This is a genomic window from Streptosporangium amethystogenes subsp. fukuiense (assembly GCF_042665875.1).
GTDB classification, from domain to species: Bacteria; Actinomycetota; Actinomycetes; order Streptosporangiales; family Streptosporangiaceae; genus Streptosporangium; species Streptosporangium fukuiense.
Window position 1 is genome coordinate 9575915 of record NZ_JBHTEE010000001.1, and the last position, 14759, is coordinate 9590673.

Consider the following 14759-nt stretch of genomic DNA (forward strand, 5'->3'; position numbering starts at 1 on the left):
AGCTCACCGTCCCGGTGACGTCCGGGCGGTGAGCTCCTGTCGAGGCCCGTGCCCTTCCGCAAGGGCACGGGCCTCGGCAGGATCAGATCTCGAGTTTCTCCTCGATGCCGCGCAGGATGTGCCGCGCGAGCGCGAGGTTGGCCCGGTTCCGGTCGAGGGCCATGTAGATGAACAGGCCTTTGCCGCTCCGGCCGGAGAGCGGGCGGATCACGTGGTACTGCGTGCCGAGCGTGATGAGGATGTCCTCGATGCCGTCCTTGAGGCCGAGCGACTCCATGGTCCGCATCTTGGCCTTGACGACCTCGGTGTTGCCCGCGGCCGCCACCTGGAGGTCGAGATCCTTGGAGCCGCCGAGCGCGCCCAGCGCCATCCCGCTGTTGTAGTCGACGATGACCGCGCCGATGGCACCGTCGATCGCCATCATCTCCTTGAGAGAGATGTCCATGTTGCCCATTTCTGTCTCCGATCACTGGGTTATCGAGATACGCGAGGTGATGGCGGCCAACCTGGCCGCCGTCTTGCGGCCCTCCAGCCGGAGCAGCCCGAGATTGGTCCCCGGGCGTGCCAGGACTGTGAGGACGATCTTGGGTCCGGCGGCGTAGCAGGCCGTGTAGCCGTTGGTGCCGGAGATCAGCGTCTCCTCGAAGGTGCCCTTGCCGGCCATGTCGGTCATCCGGCGGCTGAGGGCCAGGAGCGCGGAGGAGAGCGCGCCGGTCTGCTCGGCGGCGATGTCACGGCCCAGATCGCTGGCCAGGGTCAGGCCGTCGACGCTGCACACGACGCTCCCGTCCACGTCCGGGATGCGCTCTCGCAGCAGCGCCATCTCCTGGCGTATCTCCTCACGCAGTTCCACCGGCACCCTCCTTCCGATCAGCTTCAGCGTCCGCAGCCTTATCGGCGGCATCGAACCAGGCTCAAGTCAGTGCCTCCAATGCGTTCCTGAGCCGGATGAGCAGGTTGACGTCGGTCGGGTCCCCGGTGGCTCCGGGGAGCGACGCGGGCGTCGCGAGGGAGCCCGTTCCGGCTGCCGGGATCTCCGAGGCCCCCCTCGTCCGTCTCGGCAGCGGGTCCTGCGCGGCGGGTGCGGCGGCCGCGTCGGGTTCCGGGACGCGCAGCAGCCCACGGGAGGCGAGCTGCCGTACGGCGAGCAGCACCGAGTACGCCGGGCGGCCCAGCCTGCGTGCCAGGTCGGCCGGGGTCGCCGTGGAGTCGGCGCCGACCAGTACCTCCCACTGCAGCGAGCTCAACACCACCCGCTGGGCGGCGATGCGCCTTCGCGGGATGACCGGGAGCGTGTCCAGCTCCGCGGACGGCCAGGTCTGTTCCAACTGAGCCTTCCTCCGCTTGCACTCCCGGAGCAGGCCGGCCGCGTCGAAGTACCACTGCGGTCCGAGCCAGTGCCGCTCTCCCCGCCGGAACCTGGGCCGGTGCCCGGTCGACTCCAGCAGGAAGTAGCTGGCGTCGAGCACCGTGCTCAACACGCAGAACTCCAGCTCGCCCCTGGTGAGCAGCCCCTGGGCGAGGAGCCGGTCGCCTCCGAGGATCTGCGGGGCGGCGACCGGCGGCTCGCCGCCCCGCAGATCCTCGGTCGCGGCCTGCCTGGCCTGTCGTACGGCGTGGGCGGAGATCCCGCGGCAGGCCGCCAGCAGGTCCTCCAGCCGGGGGGCCGCCGCGCTCTCGGCGTAGGTCACGCGGCCGTCGGTGAGATAGATGGCGCCCGCCTTGCCGAGGCGGAGCGAGCCGGTGGCGCGATCACTGGCGAGCCCGCTGAGGATGATCTCGACGCTCGGCACGGCTTCACGTCGATATCAGGCGGCCGGAAAGGGCCTGGAGGCGGTGGCGGGCCAGTGCCAGGTTCGACCGTTCAAGGTCGAGCCTGACATAAATCACCAGGGGGCCGTCGAAAAGCGTTTCCAACGGCCGTAGCAAATGGTGGCCGCCGTCCGTGGTTATGATCATGTCGTCGATCCGGACCGCGCCGCCCGGTGCGGTGACGGCGAGTCCGTCCAGCGTCGCGCGCAGGGTCTCGCTCAGTCCCGCGGCCGATCGCTCCACGTCACCGTGGCGGCTCGCGCCACCGGTCGCCACGACCGTCCCGCTGGTCTGATCGATGAGGATCGCGTCCAGGGCGCCGGGGATGGCCATTACCTCAGTGAGGCAGTCTTCGATTCCGAGCACGTGCTCTCCCTTGCCGGCGACTTCAGGCGTCGCCCGGTCAGCGTAGGGAAAGCTCTCGGGATTCGTCCTTTCCAGCCAGGTTCTTGATAGGAAAAAGCGTAGGATTCACCAACCGAGTAGGAAGATATACACCCCGGGTGGAAATCAACCCGTTGGCTGGTCGGTGATAATCGCCTTTTCGTCCGGCTTGAAAACAAGAATGTTCTTCACATAGGAATTCACCGCGCTGGGCAGGCCGACGTCGTTCCCGGCCTCCTCCGACATGAACCAGCGGTGGTCGAGCACCTCGTGGAAGAACTGGGCGGGCTCCAGCTTGCCGCGCAGGTTCTGCGGGACGGCCTCCACCGTGGGCTGGAAGACCTCGGCCAGCCAGCGGTGGGCCACGATCGCCTCGTCCTCGTGGCGCAGGCCGTACGACACGCGGAAGCAGTCGAGGTCGTTGAGGAGCCGCCTGGCCTGGTTCTCCTCCACGTCCAGGCCGGTGAGCCGCAGCAGCCTGCGCTGGTGGTGCCCGGCGTCCACCACCTTGGGGCGGACGATCAGCCGCCCGGTGCCGGCCTTGCGGCGGACCATCATCTCGGCGACGTCGAAGCCCAGCGAGTTCAGCCGGCGGATTCGCTGGTCGACCATGTGCCAGTCGACCTCGTCGATGATGTCGTCGGAGGTGAGCTCGCCCCAGAGGCGGTGGTAGCGCTCGCAGATGGAGTCGGCGACCTGCTCGGGGTCGATGGAGGAGTGCAGCAACCCGCCCGCCTCCAGGTCGAGCATCTCGCCGAAGATGTTGGTGTGCGCCACCTCGATGTCGTACAGTCGCTGGCCCTCGCTGATCATGGGATGCAGCTCACCGGTCTCGGCGTCGACGAGGTAGGCGGCGAAGGAGCCCGCGTCCCGGCGGAACAGGACGTTCGACAGCGAGCAGTCGCCCCAGTAGAAGCCGCTGAGGTGCAGCCGTACCAGCAGCACGGCCAGGGCGTCGAGCAGCCGGTTGAGCGTCTCGGGGCGGACCGTTCCGGACATGACCGCCCGATAGGGCAGGGAGAACTGCAGGTGCTGGGTGATGAGCGCCGAGTCGAGCGGCTCACCGGCGGCGTCGGTCCGTCCGGTGACCACGGCCACCGGCTCGACCGACGGGGTGTCCATCCGGCTCAGGTCCCACAGCAGGCGGTACTCGCGCTTGGCGTAGTACTCGCTGATCTCCTTGATCGCATAGACCCTGCCCGCCAGGCGGGTGAAGCGCACCACGTGCCGGGAGATGCCGCGGGGCAGGGAGACCAGGCGATGCTCGGGCCAGTCCTCCAGCGGGACGTCCCAGGGCAGGCGGATGAGGTCCGGATCGCTCGGGGCGCCGGTGAGCTGGAGAGGCATCGGGTCAGTCCTCGCGAAGGGGGCGTACGGGGCGGGGGTCGCGTCGCGCTGGGTCCTCGCGACGAGGGCGTACCGGCAAAGGGCGGTCGTGTCGCGATCAGTGCTCGCGGCGGGGGAACGTGGGCGGCTCGAAGGCGCGCCGGACCACCGCGGCGAGCTGTTCCTCGGTGAGCACGCGTGGCTCACCGACTGCCTTGGCCCGCACGTAGACCTCACAGAGCCACTCCAGCAGCCTGGTCGCCTCGAAGGCGGAGTCCAGGTCGTCGCCGATCGTGACCCCGCCGTGGTTGGCCAGCAGCGCCGCGCGCCGGTCCGTCAGCGCGGCCCGGACGGAGGCGGCGAGCTCGGGCGTGCCGTAGGTGGCGTACTCGGCGACGCGGACGGTCCCGCCGAGCAGCAGGGTGTTGTAGTGGATGGGCGGCAGCTCGCTCATGGTCGTGGCGACCACGGTGCCGAAGACGGAGTGGGTGTGCACGATCGCGCCCGCATCGGTGGTCGTATAGACCGCCAAGTGCATGGGGGTCTCCGAGGACGGCCGCAGGTCGCCCTCGACGAGACGGCCCTCGACGTCGACGATCGGGCAGGACTCGGGTTCCAGCCGGTCGAGGGAGACGCCGCTGGGCGTCACGGCGACGAGTTCGCCCGCGCGCACGCTGAGATTTCCCGCGGTTCCGACGACCAGTCCGGTCGTGGCGGCCCGGCGGCCGTACTCACACAGCAGGCGGCGCTGCTCGGCCAGCAACATGCCGTCAAAAGTAGGGGCTTGCGGTACCGGGCGGCAAACCCCCATTATCTGGTCTAGACCGGTTTTCGTCCCTCGGCTGCCGGTGAGCACGGTTCCTTTATCTCCCTGGTGATGTCCGCGTCAATGGTTCCAGGGAAATATCGGGCACTGTGTACCGTTCTGTCATTCAATTGCACCTCCTTGGCGTTTGGTAGCTAGCGGATAGGTCGCGAGGACATCACGGCTCGGTCTAGACCGGCCGGGAAGTCTTGACGCTGGACTCCGCGGATACGTACCTTCGGGCAAACGTTTAGGAAACTTTCCTAATTGATCCCCCGTTCAGGAGGGTTGCATGTCAAACTCGGCCGGTACGCCCGGAGACATCACCCGGCGGCAGCTGCTCCGCCGGATCGGCATGAGCGCTCTGATCGTCGGCCCGGGCGCCGGGCTGCTCAGCGCCTGCGCCACCGGTGGCGCGGCTCCGGCGGCCAGCACCTCCGCGGCCCCCTCCGCGGGTGGCGCGATCTCCGCGGCGAATCCGTTCGGCGTCGCCGCCGACGCGCCGCTTGAGGTCGTCATCTTCAAGGGCGGTCTCGGTGACAGTTACGCCACCGAGGTGCACGAGCCGCTGTACAAGAAGGCGTTCGCCCAGGCGCAGGTCAAGCACGTCGCCACCCAGCAGATCGCACAGACCCTGCAGCCGCGGTTCGCCGGCGGCGACGTTCCCGACGTGATCGCCAACTCCGGCACCGACCTGATGGACAACGGCGCCCTGCAGCAGGAGGGCCAGCTCCTCGAACTCACCGAGCTGTGGGACGCCCCCTCGATCGACGACCCGAGCAAGAAGGTCCGTGACCTGGTCGCGCCGGGCACCGTGGAGTCGGGCCTCATCAACGGCAAGCCGTACCTGATGAACTACGTCTTCTCCGCGTACGGCCTCTGGTACGACTCCGCGCTGTTCGAGAAGAACGGCTGGACCCCGCCGAAGACCTTCGAGGAGTTCAAGGCCTTCGCCGAGAAGGCCAAGGCCGCCGGGATCACCCCGTTCGCGTACGCGGGCAAGAACGCCGCCTACTACGCGTACTGGATGATCCTCATCTCCGCCGCGAAGATCGAGGGCAACCAGATCCTGCTCGACGTCGACAACCTCGTCGACGGGGTGTGGCAGCGCGACGCCATGAAGCAGTCCGCCGCCGCCTGGGCCGAGATCGCCAAGTACATGGACAAGTCCTTCGAGGGCCTGATCCACACCGAGGTGCAGCTCCGCCAGAACCAGGGCAAGGTCGCCCTCTACCCCTCCGGTTCCTGGCTGGAGAACGAGCAGAAGGAGCAGACCCCCGAAGGCTTCAAGTACGCGCTGTCGCCCACCCCCAGCGTCACCGCGGCCGACAAGATGCCGTTCGAGGCCATCCGCGCCGCCGCCGGCGAGGCGTACATCGTCCCGGCCAAGGCCAAGAACCCCAAGGGCGGCCTGGAGTACCTGCGCATCATGCTCTCCAAGGAGGGCGCGAGGGGCTTCACCGAGAAGTCGGGCAACATCACCGTGGTGACCGGCGCCGCCGACGGCCTGGAGCTGTCGCCGGGCAACGCCAGCCTCAGCGCCGCGCAGACCGCCGCAGGCCAGAACATCGTCACCTTCAGCAGCTTCGAGAACTGGTACAAGGAGTTCGAGACCGAGCTGCGCAAGCAGACCAACGCGCTGATGTTCGGCCGCATCTCCGCCGACGAGTTCTGCGAGAAGATGCAGAAGGCAGCCGACAAGACCAAGGCCGACTCGTCCATCACCAAGCAGAACCGGACGGTGTAGCCCCCGATGCGGCACGGCAGGTATCCGTTCATCGTCGGCTTTCTCGCCGCGCCGGTGCTCCTCTACGTGGTCTTCGTGGTCAGCCCGTACATCCAGGCTTTCTACATCGCGGTGACCAACTGGAAGGGCATCTCGGCGAACCCTCAGTTCATCGGCCTGGAGAACTTCAGCAGGCTCCTCGACGACGAGGTCTTCTGGGCTGCGGTGCGTCACCACGGTGTTCTGCTGCTTGTCATGCCGCTGGTCACCATCGCGATCGCGCTGTTCTTCTCCTTCCTGCTCAACCTGAGCGGGGGGCAGCGGGGCGGTCGGATGACCGGGATCTGGGGCTCGAAGGTCTACCGGGTGATCTTCTTCATGCCCCAGGTCCTGGCGGTCGCCATCGTCGGCGTGCTCTTCCAGGCGATCTATCGCCCGGACGGGACCGGCGTGATCAACAGCCTGCTCGGCAAGGTCGGCATCGAGCCGGTCGGCTGGCTCATCGATCCCGACATCGCCCTGCTGGCCATCATCGGCGTGATGGTCTGGCAGGCCGTCGGCTTCTACGTGGTGCTGTTCTCGGCGGGCATGTCCTCCATCCCCAAGGACGTGTTCGAGGCCGCCGCCCTCGACGGCGCGGGCAGGTTCACCCTGTTCTTCAGGATCACGATCCCGCTGCTCTGGGACACCATGCAGGTCGCCTGGGTCTATCTCGGCATCGCCGCCTTCGACGCCTTCGCCCTGGTGCAGGTCCTCTCGGTCGACCGTGGCGGGCCCGACAACGCCACGACGGTGCTCCCGATGGAGATCTGGCGCACGGCGTTCAACTTCTCCAAGTTCGGCTACGCGTCGGCGATGGGCGTGGCGCTGTTCTTCATGACCATCACGTTCGCCGCCCTCACCCTGCGCGTGACCCGGCGCGAGAGGATCGAGTTCTGATGGCCACGGACACGGCTCGCAAGCCCGCCGCCTCCCGCCCCGCAGCCCCCGCGCGTGCCAGGCGAACCAGGAACTCGCTGGGCCCCTTCGGGGTGCTCTCCCACCTCGCGCTGCTGGTCTGGGCGATCCTGATCGTCGGCCCGATCCTCTGGACCTTCCTGGCCTCCTTCAAGACCAACGCCGAGATCTTCGGGGACGCCATCACGCTGCCCTCCTCCTTCGGCTGGGAGGCCTGGGGCCGGGCATGGGCGAAGGCGCACATCGGGCAGTACATGCTGAACACCGTCTTCGTGGTGGCGTGCAGCACGGCCGGTACCATGCTGCTCGGCTCGATGGCCGCGTACGTGCTGGCGCGCTACAGCTTCCCCGGCAACCGGGCGATCTACTTCCTGTTCGTGTCGGGGATGACGTTCCCGGTCTTCCTCGCGCTGGTCCCGCTCTTCTTCGTGGTGAAGAACCTGGGCCTGATCGACACCCATTTCGGCGTGATCCTGGTCTACATCGCCTACTCGCTGCCGTTCACCGTCTTCTTCCTGTCGGCGTTCTTCAAGACACTGCCCACCTCGGTGGCCGAGGCGGCGATGATGGACGGCTGCTCGCACACCCGGACGTTCTTCCAGATCATGGTGCCGATGGCCAGGCCGGGGCTGATCAGCATCACAATCTTCAACATCCTGGGCCAGTGGAACCAGTACCTCCTGCCGATCGTGCTGCTGTCGGGCAACGTCGAGAACAAGTGGCTGATCACCCAGGGCGTCGCCAACATCTCCACCAGTGCCGGTTACGAGGCCGACTGGCCCGGCCTGTTCGCCGCGCTGAGCATGGCCATCATCCCGGTCATGATCGTCTACATCATCTTCCAGCGCCAGATCCAGTCGGGTCTCACCTCTGGCGCGGTCAAATGACCGGATCCGGTCAAACTACCGGCTCCGGCGAGTAATCCCGAGGCAGGTGTCAGGAGTCGTTCATATTCGGAACGACTCCTGTCCCCTCTCCACGGAGAAACCCGACCCATGGCCCACCCCGACCAGGACTTCCCCTTCCCCTTCTTCGGAGCGGGGGAGGCGAGTTATTACATGTGGGCCGAGGTGCACGTTCGCTTCGCCCGGCAGCCCACGGCCTCCCAGCGCGCGGTCATCGTCGACACCGTCCCGGCACCCCTGCGCGGGGCGCTCGACTGGTGCGAGGGGCGCCAGCTCATGGTGGCCAGCGGCCTCTTCCTGCACGGCACGGTGGCCCGCTCCTACCCCGCCCTCGGCGGCGAGTCCGACCGGATCGGCGAGGACGGCTGGCTGTACGCCGCGCCTTCCCGGATAGCCGCGCTCAACGCCGACATCGAGAGATGGCTGCTCCGCATTCACCGGGAGTGCCCGATCCTGGCCGCCTACCGCGCCGAGGATCCCGACAGCGGTGGCACCCGGCTGTCCGGCTGGCACGACTGGAGCCTGTCCCGGCTTCCCGATCTGCTGTCCGAGCTGGAGCCCCTCCTGGAAGGGGCCAGCCACGCCACCGCCATGGCCCAGGGCATCATGGCCATGGCCCGGCGCGCCGGAAGCCTGCCCAGGCTTGGTGTCCTCGCCGGGGACGTGATCTCCTGGGAGGATGAACCTGCTTGACGACTCCGCGGTGGACGACCGGCTCACCGGCCTGCCCGAATGGCGGCGCGAGGGAGACGAGATCCGCCGGAAGATCATCGCTGCCGACTTCCCGACCGCGATCCGCATCGTGGACGAGATCGCGGTCGAGGCCGAGAAGCTCAACCACCACCCCGACATCGACATCCGCTGGCGCACCCTCCATCTCGCGCTCAGCACGCACGACGCCGGCGGGCTGACCGAGATGGACTTCACCCTGGCCGCCCGCATCGACGAGATAGCCGCCGCCAACGCCTGAACACCCCCGCGAGGGCCGGATTCCGGTCGCCGCCTTCGTTCCCGGCCGGGAGCGAAGGCGGCGACCGGAAGTGGTCAATACCCAGTGTGATCACACGATTACTCGTTATGGTGGGCGCTGCACTGTTCCGGCCCGCCAAGGAGATCATGGATGCGCATCCTGGGAGTTCTCGCCGTCGCCCTGCTCTGCGCCGGCTGTGGTGAGCGGGCCGCCGACACCCATCCCGCGGGGCACGGCCCGGCCGTCGCCTCAAGCGCCGCGGGGATCCGCCTTACCGGAGGCGGGGTGTTCTCCGCTCCCGAAGCTCGTGCCTCCGTCATCGCCTATGACACCACGCTGGTGCCGCCGGGAGCCACGGCCCGGGTCACCGCGGAGTCGGGGGCGGTGCTCGCCACCTCCACGATCACCGTCACCGGCATGCTGCCGGGACGCACCTACGGGGCGCACCTGCACGTCAACCCGTGTGGTTTCAAGCCCGAGGACGCCGGGCCGCACTACCGGCACGCCCACGCCCACGCCAGTGCCCAGAACGAGGTCTGGCTCGACTTCACCACCGACGCCCGGGGGGAGGCCACCGCCACCACCACCCGGGACTGGGCGTTCGTCGCGGGCCGGTTGCCCAGATCGCTGGTGATCCACGCCGAGCCGACCCGCACCGCCGGCGCCGAGGCCGGCAACGCCGGCCCCCGCGTCGCCTGCATCACCCTCATCCCGTCCTAGGGTGCGTTCCGTGGAACCTCGCTACGGCGAAGATCCACGGAACACACCCCGGGCGTCAGGCGTGGCCCGCGGGGATGGTGCCGAGGCGGCCCGCCTGGTAGTCCTCGAACGCCTTGGCGAGCTCCGCCTGGGTGTTCATCACGAACGGCCCATAGTGCGCGACCGGCTCGCCGATCGGGCGCCCGCCGAGCACGATGACCTCCATGTTGGGACTCCGGCTCTCCTGGTTGCCGGCCGCCGACAGCGTGATGGTCTCGCCGTCGGTGCCCAGCCCCGGAAGGCCGCCGAAGCCGTCGAAGACGGCCAGCTGGCCCGACTCGATCGGCTGCCGGTCGCCGCCCGCGGTGCCGTGACCCGACAGGACGTACGCGAGCGCGTTGAAATCCTTGCGCCAGGGGAGCGTCAGCCGGGAGCCGGGGCTCAGCGAGGCGTGCAGCAGGGTGATCGGCGTCCTGGTGGAGCCGGGGCCGGTGAACTCGCCGACCTCGCCCGCGATCAGGCGGACCAGTGCCCCGCCGTCGTGGCTGCTGAGCAGGACGACGTTGGTCCTGCCGATGTCCTGGTACTTCGGCGCGACCATCTTCTCCCTGCCGGGGAGGTTGACCCAGAGCTGGATTCCGTGGAACAGGCCGCCCTTGGCGACCAGCCACTCCGGGGGAGCCTCCTTGTGCAGGATTCCGCCGCCGGCCGTCATCCACTGGGTGTCGCCGTCGGAGATCGTGCCGCCGCCGCCATGCGAGTCGGCGTGCTCCATCACGCCGTCGATCATGTAGGTGACGGTCTCGAAGCCCCGGTGCGGGTGCCAGGGGGTGCCCTTGGGCTCGCCCGGCGCGTAGTCGACCTCGCCCATCTGGTCCATCATGATGAACGGGTCGAGATACTGGGGCTTGATCGTCGCGAGTGCCTTGCGGACCGGGAAGCCCTCTCCCTCGAATCCGCTCGGGGCTGTGGTGATCGCCAGCACCTGGCGCTCGCGGACCGCGTTCAGCGGCTGCGGCAGGCGGGGCAGGGTCAACGGGTTCTCTACGGTCACGGCCGGCATTGTGGATTCCTTCCTGCGATGTTCGCAGGCGATAACTCAGTTGATGTTTCAACTATTCCATGGCGGACGAGATCGGGGCGACGAGCCGGTCGCAGGTCAGCCGAAGACCGCGGGCGGGGGCACCGGGGTGACCACGGCGTCGCCGTCGTGCAGCGGTCGGGCTCCGGCGATGAACCTCACGATGTCCTCGCCGTACACGCAGCGGGCCTGGGTGAGGCCGCCCGCGGCCTTGCGGGTCAGCTCGGAGACGGGGAGCGGCAGCCGGGAGGCGGCGACGATGAGGTTGCCGAAGCGGCGGCCCCGCAGGATGCCCGGCTCGGCGAGCAGTGCCACCTGGGGGAAGGTTTCGCGGACGGTGGCGAGAACCCGGCGGGTGAAGGCCAGCCCCTTGCCGTCGGCGACGTTGATCAGCACGGTGCCGGTGGCGCGCAGGACGCGGGCGACATCCCCCATGTACTCGGAGGTGGCCAGCTCGATCGGCATCGTGGCGCCGCTGAAGGCGTCCAGCACGAGCAGGTCGGCCGAGTCGTCCCCGAGCCCGGCGGTGGCGGTGCGGCCGTCGAGGACCCTGACCTTGAGCCGGGGCACCGACTTCAGCCGGAGCTGGTCCCTGACGAGCTGGACGAGCCCCTCGTCGGGCTCGGCGACGATCTGCCGGGACCCGGGACGGGTCGCCGCGACGTAGCGGGGCAGGGTGCAGGCGCAACCGCCCACGTGCACCGCGTCCAGCGGACCCTCGGCGAGCAGGTCGACGACGTCGGCCATCAGCTGGACGTACTCGAAGTCGAGGTAGGTGGCGTCGTCGAGGTCGACGTACGACTGCGGCACGCCGTCCTTGGAGACCACCCAGCCGGAGGGCCGGTCGAGGTCCTGCAGGAGGTCCACCTCGCCGAAGGTCACCGGATACCGTCCCGGCATCGGCTCCCGTGCTTCCCGCCTGCCCATCAGCTGGATCCTCTTTTCCGCGACGTGAACCCGGAGAGAAACCATATGCCCCGTTTCCGCTGCGGCGGGTCCCGGCCGGGGGAGACGCCGGTCTCCGATCGCGGTGTGTAGGGAGGATCACAACCTACGATGACGTAAGTTACGATACCGTAGGTTTATGGCCACGACCGTCGCAGAAACGCTCGCCGAGTCCGTCAAGCCCCGCCTCCGCGGCTGGTTGCACGCCGGGGCGCTCCCCGTGGCGCTCGTCGCGGGATTCGTCCTGGTGGCGCTGGGGCCCACTCCGCAGGCGAGGATCGCCGCCGCGGTCTACGCGATCACCTCCGGCCTGCTCTTCGGAATCTCGGCCACCTACCACCGGGGGGTGCTCTCCCCGCGCACGGAGGAGGTGCTCCACCGGCTCGACCACGCCAACATCTATCTGATCATCGCGGGCACCTACACCCCGTTCGCGCTGCTCGCCCTGGACGCTCCGGCCGACGCGGTGGTGCTCGGCGTGATCTGGACGGGCGCGGTCGCCGGGGTGCTCTTCCGGGTGCTGTGGGTCAACGCCCCCCGCTGGCTCTCGACCGCCCTCTACATCGGCCTCGGCTGGACCGCCGTCTTCGTGCTGCCGCAGCTCGTGCGGGGCGCGGGCGTGGTCGCGGTGGCCCTGATCTTCCTCGGCGGGGTGCTCTACACGGCGGGCGGCGTCGTCTATGCCATGAAGCGGCCGGACCCCTCCCCCCGGTGGTTCGGCTTCCACGAGGTCTTCCACGCCTTCACCGTCGCCGCCTACCTGGTGCAGTACGTGGCGGTCTCCCTGGTGGTCTACGCGGCGGCGTAACCTGCCGTGCATGACGCGAATCCAGGATCTGGGCACCGAGAAGTACGTGTCCGTGACCACCTTCAAGAAGAGCGGTGCCGCGGTGCCGACACCGGTGTGGGTCGCCCCCGACGGTGACTCACTGCTGGTCTGGACCGCCGGCTCCTCCGGCAAGGCCAAGAGGATCCGTAACAATCCGGAGGTCGTCGTGGCGGCGTGCGACGCGCGGGGCAACACGCGGGGGGAGGGGGTCAGGGGCGTCGCGCGGGAGTTGCCGGCCGAGGAGAGCGAGCGGGTCCGGGGACTGATCGTCGCGAAGTACGGGCTCCTCGCCCGGCTGCTCATGATCGGTAGCAGGTTCCGCCGGGGCGCCGCCGGCACCGTTGGGATCCGCATCTCTCCGCCGAACTGACCCGGCCCGACCCGCGGCAGGTTGATTTGACCGATCTGTGGTCTCGGAAGGAGCGGTCCCCGGGAAGGGAGACGGTCATCGAGAAGGGCTCGGGCCGCACGGTCCCCGGCTCCGGACGTTCATGCCCAGGAGGCCGGTAAACCGAAAAATCTTCACAAGAACCATCTTCGACGCGTAATCTCTCCGTGTAGATGTGTAAATGACGGGGGATCATCTCTTCGGATCACCGTGGAGGGGACATGGACGTGCACGCCCGTCTCGCTCGTCATCTGCTCGTCGACGGCTACCGGCTGGTGCTGGACCTCGAACGGAGCCGAGGTTCCCGGCTCGTCGACGCCCGCACCGGCCGAAGCTACCTGGACTTCTACAGCTTCTTCGCCTCGGCCCCACTCGGGGTGAACCCGTTCGACGACGACCCCGAGTTCCTGGCGCTACTGGGCCGCGTCGCCGCGAACAAGCCCGCCAACCCCGACCTCTACACCTCTCACCTCGCCGACTTCGCCGACACGTTCGCCAGGGTGCTCGGTGATCCCGAGCTGCCGCACCTGTTCTTCGTGGAGGGCGGAGCCCTCGCCGTGGAGAACGCGCTGAAGTGCGCCTTCGACTGGAAGAGCCGTCTCAACACCTCGCGGGGGCACTCGCCCGAGCTGGGCGGCAAGGTGCTCCACCTCACCCGCGCCTTCCACGGGCGCAGCGGCTACACGCTCTCGCTGACCAACACCGACCCGATCAAGACCGACCGGTTCCCGAAGTTCGACTGGCCCAGGATCGAGGTGCCCGCGATCCACCTCGGCGACGTCGAGGCGGCCGAGGAGAGATCCCTGGCCGCGGCGCGGGCCGCCTTCGAACGCCATCCCCACGACATCGCCTGCTTCATCGCCGAGCCCATCCAGGGGGAGGGCGGCGACAACCACATGCGGGCGGAGTTCCTGCTCGCGATGGAACGGCTCTGCCACGAGCATGACGCCCTCCTCGTCATGGACGAGGTGCAGACCGGTGCCGGGACCACGGGCACCCCCTGGGCCTACCAGCAGCTCGGCCTGAGTCCCGATGTGGTGGCCTTCGCCAAGAAGGTCCAGGTGGGCGGGATCATGGCGGGCCGCAGGGTCGACGAGGTGCCGGACAACGTGTTCCAGATCAGCGGCAGGATCAACTCGACCTGGGGCGGAGGGCTGGTCGACATGGTCCGCTCCCGCCGGATACTGGAGATCGTGGAGCGCGACGGCCTGATCCCGCGCGCGGGCAGGCTCGGCGCCGAGCTGCTCAAGGCGCTGCTGGAGATCCAGGCCGGCTTCCCCGGCCTGGTGGAGAACGCCAGGGGACGCGGTCTGATGTGCGCGTTCGACCTGCCGGACGCCGCGCGGCGCGACCTGCTGGTGGCCAGGCTCAGGGAGGACGAGGGCGTGCTGGTCCTGCCCTGCGGCGAGCGCTCGGTACGGTTGCGCCCGGCGCTCTCGATCGCCTCCGAGGAGCTGGAGGAGGGCACGTCCGCCATCGCCCGCGCCCTGGAGGTCTCCCGCCGCCCGAGCCGCCCCGCCCGGTCAGGCCCGGCGGCTCCGAAGCGGTCCGGAGACGTCGTGTCGCCGTTCAGCGGTGCCGAGGGTCCTCGCGCGCGGCCCGTTCCAGCCACAGATCGATCGCGGTGACCCGCGAGTCGACCCCCAGCTTGGCGTATATCCGGTTCACATGGTTCTTCACGGTCTTCTCGCTCAGAAACAGGTGCTGGGCGATCTGCCCGTTGGAGCGGCCCGTCGCGATCAGTTCCATGACCTCGGTCTCGCGCCTGCTCAAGCCCGTCACGGCTGTGGGTTCCGCGTCGAACGTGGCATCGTCGACTCTCATCCGGCCTCCGTGGTTGCAACACGGTCAGGTCGCCGAAACCCCCCGATCCTACGGCGTAGCGATAGCTGCGAGCATAACCCGCAATATCCACTTTTGGTGGGTGAAGGG

General features: G+C 68.5%; 18 protein-coding genes. 9 read left to right on the forward strand and 9 right to left on the reverse strand.

The window, feature by feature from the left end:
- Positions 1–82 precede the first annotated feature (82 nt).
- The 6 genes from ACFQVD_RS42440 to ACFQVD_RS42465 form a co-directional block, all read right to left on the reverse strand.
- Positions 83–454 carry a hypothetical protein gene (locus tag ACFQVD_RS42440; protein WP_030911906.1) on the reverse strand — a complete coding sequence of 124 codons (372 nt, stop codon included), beginning with the start codon at positions 452–454 and terminating at the stop codon, positions 83–85.
- Positions 455–466: 12 nt separating this feature from the next.
- Positions 467–853 carry a roadblock/LC7 domain-containing protein gene (locus ACFQVD_RS42445; protein WP_343969680.1) on the reverse strand — a complete coding sequence of 129 codons (387 nt, stop codon included), beginning with the start codon at positions 851–853 and terminating at the stop codon, positions 467–469.
- Between the two features lie 61 nt (positions 854–914).
- Positions 915–1793: a hypothetical protein gene (locus ACFQVD_RS42450; RefSeq protein WP_343969683.1), complete on the reverse strand. Its 879-nt coding sequence runs from the start codon at positions 1791–1793 to the stop codon at positions 915–917.
- A gap of 4 nt (positions 1794–1797) precedes the next feature.
- On the reverse strand, positions 1798–2178 hold the full coding sequence (locus tag ACFQVD_RS42455) for a roadblock/LC7 domain-containing protein (RefSeq protein WP_343969686.1): 381 nt from the start codon (positions 2176–2178) through the stop codon (positions 1798–1800).
- A gap of 144 nt (positions 2179–2322) precedes the next feature.
- Complete coding sequence (locus ACFQVD_RS42460) at positions 2323–3543, reverse strand: DUF4032 domain-containing protein (RefSeq protein ID WP_343969688.1); 1221 nt, start codon at positions 3541–3543, stop codon at positions 2323–2325.
- Positions 3544–3640: 97 nt separating this feature from the next.
- Positions 3641–4288, reverse strand: coding sequence for a class II aldolase/adducin family protein (locus tag ACFQVD_RS42465; RefSeq protein ID WP_343969691.1), 648 nt, complete (start codon positions 4286–4288; stop codon positions 3641–3643).
- Between the two features lie 331 nt (positions 4289–4619).
- Between ACFQVD_RS42465 and ngcE the strand changes: the two genes are divergently transcribed.
- The 6 genes from ngcE (at position 4620) to ACFQVD_RS42495 (ending at position 9605) form a co-directional block, all read left to right on the forward strand.
- Positions 4620–6074 carry an N-acetylglucosamine/diacetylchitobiose ABC transporter substrate-binding protein gene (gene ngcE, locus ACFQVD_RS42470; RefSeq protein WP_343969694.1) on the forward strand — a complete coding sequence of 485 codons (1455 nt, stop codon included), beginning with the start codon at positions 4620–4622 and terminating at the stop codon, positions 6072–6074.
- Positions 6075–6080: 6 nt separating this feature from the next.
- Positions 6081–6992, forward strand: a complete 912-nt coding sequence (locus tag ACFQVD_RS42475) for a carbohydrate ABC transporter permease (protein ID WP_343969697.1) — start codon at positions 6081–6083, stop codon at positions 6990–6992.
- Positions 6992–7897 carry a carbohydrate ABC transporter permease gene (locus tag ACFQVD_RS42480; protein ID WP_343969701.1) on the forward strand — a complete coding sequence of 302 codons (906 nt, stop codon included), beginning with the start codon at positions 6992–6994 and terminating at the stop codon, positions 7895–7897. The genes ACFQVD_RS42475 and ACFQVD_RS42480 overlap by 1 nt, the downstream gene beginning before the upstream one ends.
- A 108-nt stretch (positions 7898–8005) precedes the next feature.
- The gene (locus ACFQVD_RS42485) at positions 8006–8608 is read left to right on the forward strand and encodes a hypothetical protein (protein ID WP_343969704.1); all 603 of its coding nucleotides are present in this window, start codon (positions 8006–8008) and stop codon (positions 8606–8608) included.
- Positions 8595–8885, forward strand: coding sequence for a 4a-hydroxytetrahydrobiopterin dehydratase (locus ACFQVD_RS42490; RefSeq protein WP_343969706.1), 291 nt, complete (start codon positions 8595–8597; stop codon positions 8883–8885). Before ACFQVD_RS42485 ends, ACFQVD_RS42490 begins: the two co-directional genes overlap by 14 nt.
- 150 nt (positions 8886–9035) lie before the next feature.
- A complete protein-coding gene (locus ACFQVD_RS42495; RefSeq protein ID WP_343969709.1) occupies positions 9036–9605 on the forward strand; it encodes a superoxide dismutase family protein in 570 nt (189 codons plus the stop codon).
- A gap of 55 nt (positions 9606–9660) precedes the next feature.
- On the opposite strand, the gene ACFQVD_RS42500 is transcribed toward ACFQVD_RS42495, so the two are convergent.
- Both ACFQVD_RS42500 and ACFQVD_RS42505 read right to left on the reverse strand, forming a co-directional pair.
- Positions 9661–10647: a pirin family protein gene (locus ACFQVD_RS42500; RefSeq protein ID WP_343969712.1), complete on the reverse strand. Its 987-nt coding sequence runs from the start codon at positions 10645–10647 to the stop codon at positions 9661–9663.
- A 96-nt stretch (positions 10648–10743) separates the two neighbouring features.
- On the reverse strand, positions 10744–11592 hold the full coding sequence (locus ACFQVD_RS42505; RefSeq protein WP_343969715.1) for a spermidine synthase: 849 nt from the start codon (positions 11590–11592) through the stop codon (positions 10744–10746).
- A 157-nt stretch (positions 11593–11749) separates the two neighbouring features.
- Here ACFQVD_RS42505 and trhA point away from each other — a divergent pair, with 157 nt between their 5' ends.
- The 3 genes from trhA to lat all read left to right on the forward strand — a co-directional run bounded on the left by trhA (position 11750) and on the right by lat (position 14455).
- Positions 11750–12418: a PAQR family membrane homeostasis protein TrhA gene (gene trhA / locus ACFQVD_RS42510; protein ID WP_343969717.1), complete on the forward strand. Its 669-nt coding sequence runs from the start codon at positions 11750–11752 to the stop codon at positions 12416–12418.
- Between the two features lie 10 nt (positions 12419–12428).
- Positions 12429–12809: a PPOX class F420-dependent oxidoreductase gene (locus ACFQVD_RS42515; protein WP_343969719.1), complete on the forward strand. Its 381-nt coding sequence runs from the start codon at positions 12429–12431 to the stop codon at positions 12807–12809.
- Between the two features lie 239 nt (positions 12810–13048).
- Positions 13049–14455: an L-lysine 6-transaminase gene (gene lat, locus ACFQVD_RS42520; protein WP_343969723.1), complete on the forward strand. Its 1407-nt coding sequence runs from the start codon at positions 13049–13051 to the stop codon at positions 14453–14455.
- Here lat and ACFQVD_RS42525 read toward each other — a convergent pair.
- Positions 14397–14651 carry a helix-turn-helix domain-containing protein gene (locus ACFQVD_RS42525; RefSeq protein ID WP_343969726.1) on the reverse strand — a complete coding sequence of 85 codons (255 nt, stop codon included), beginning with the start codon at positions 14649–14651 and terminating at the stop codon, positions 14397–14399. The genes lat and ACFQVD_RS42525 overlap by 59 nt on opposite strands.
- Positions 14652–14759: the final 108 nt, after the last annotated feature.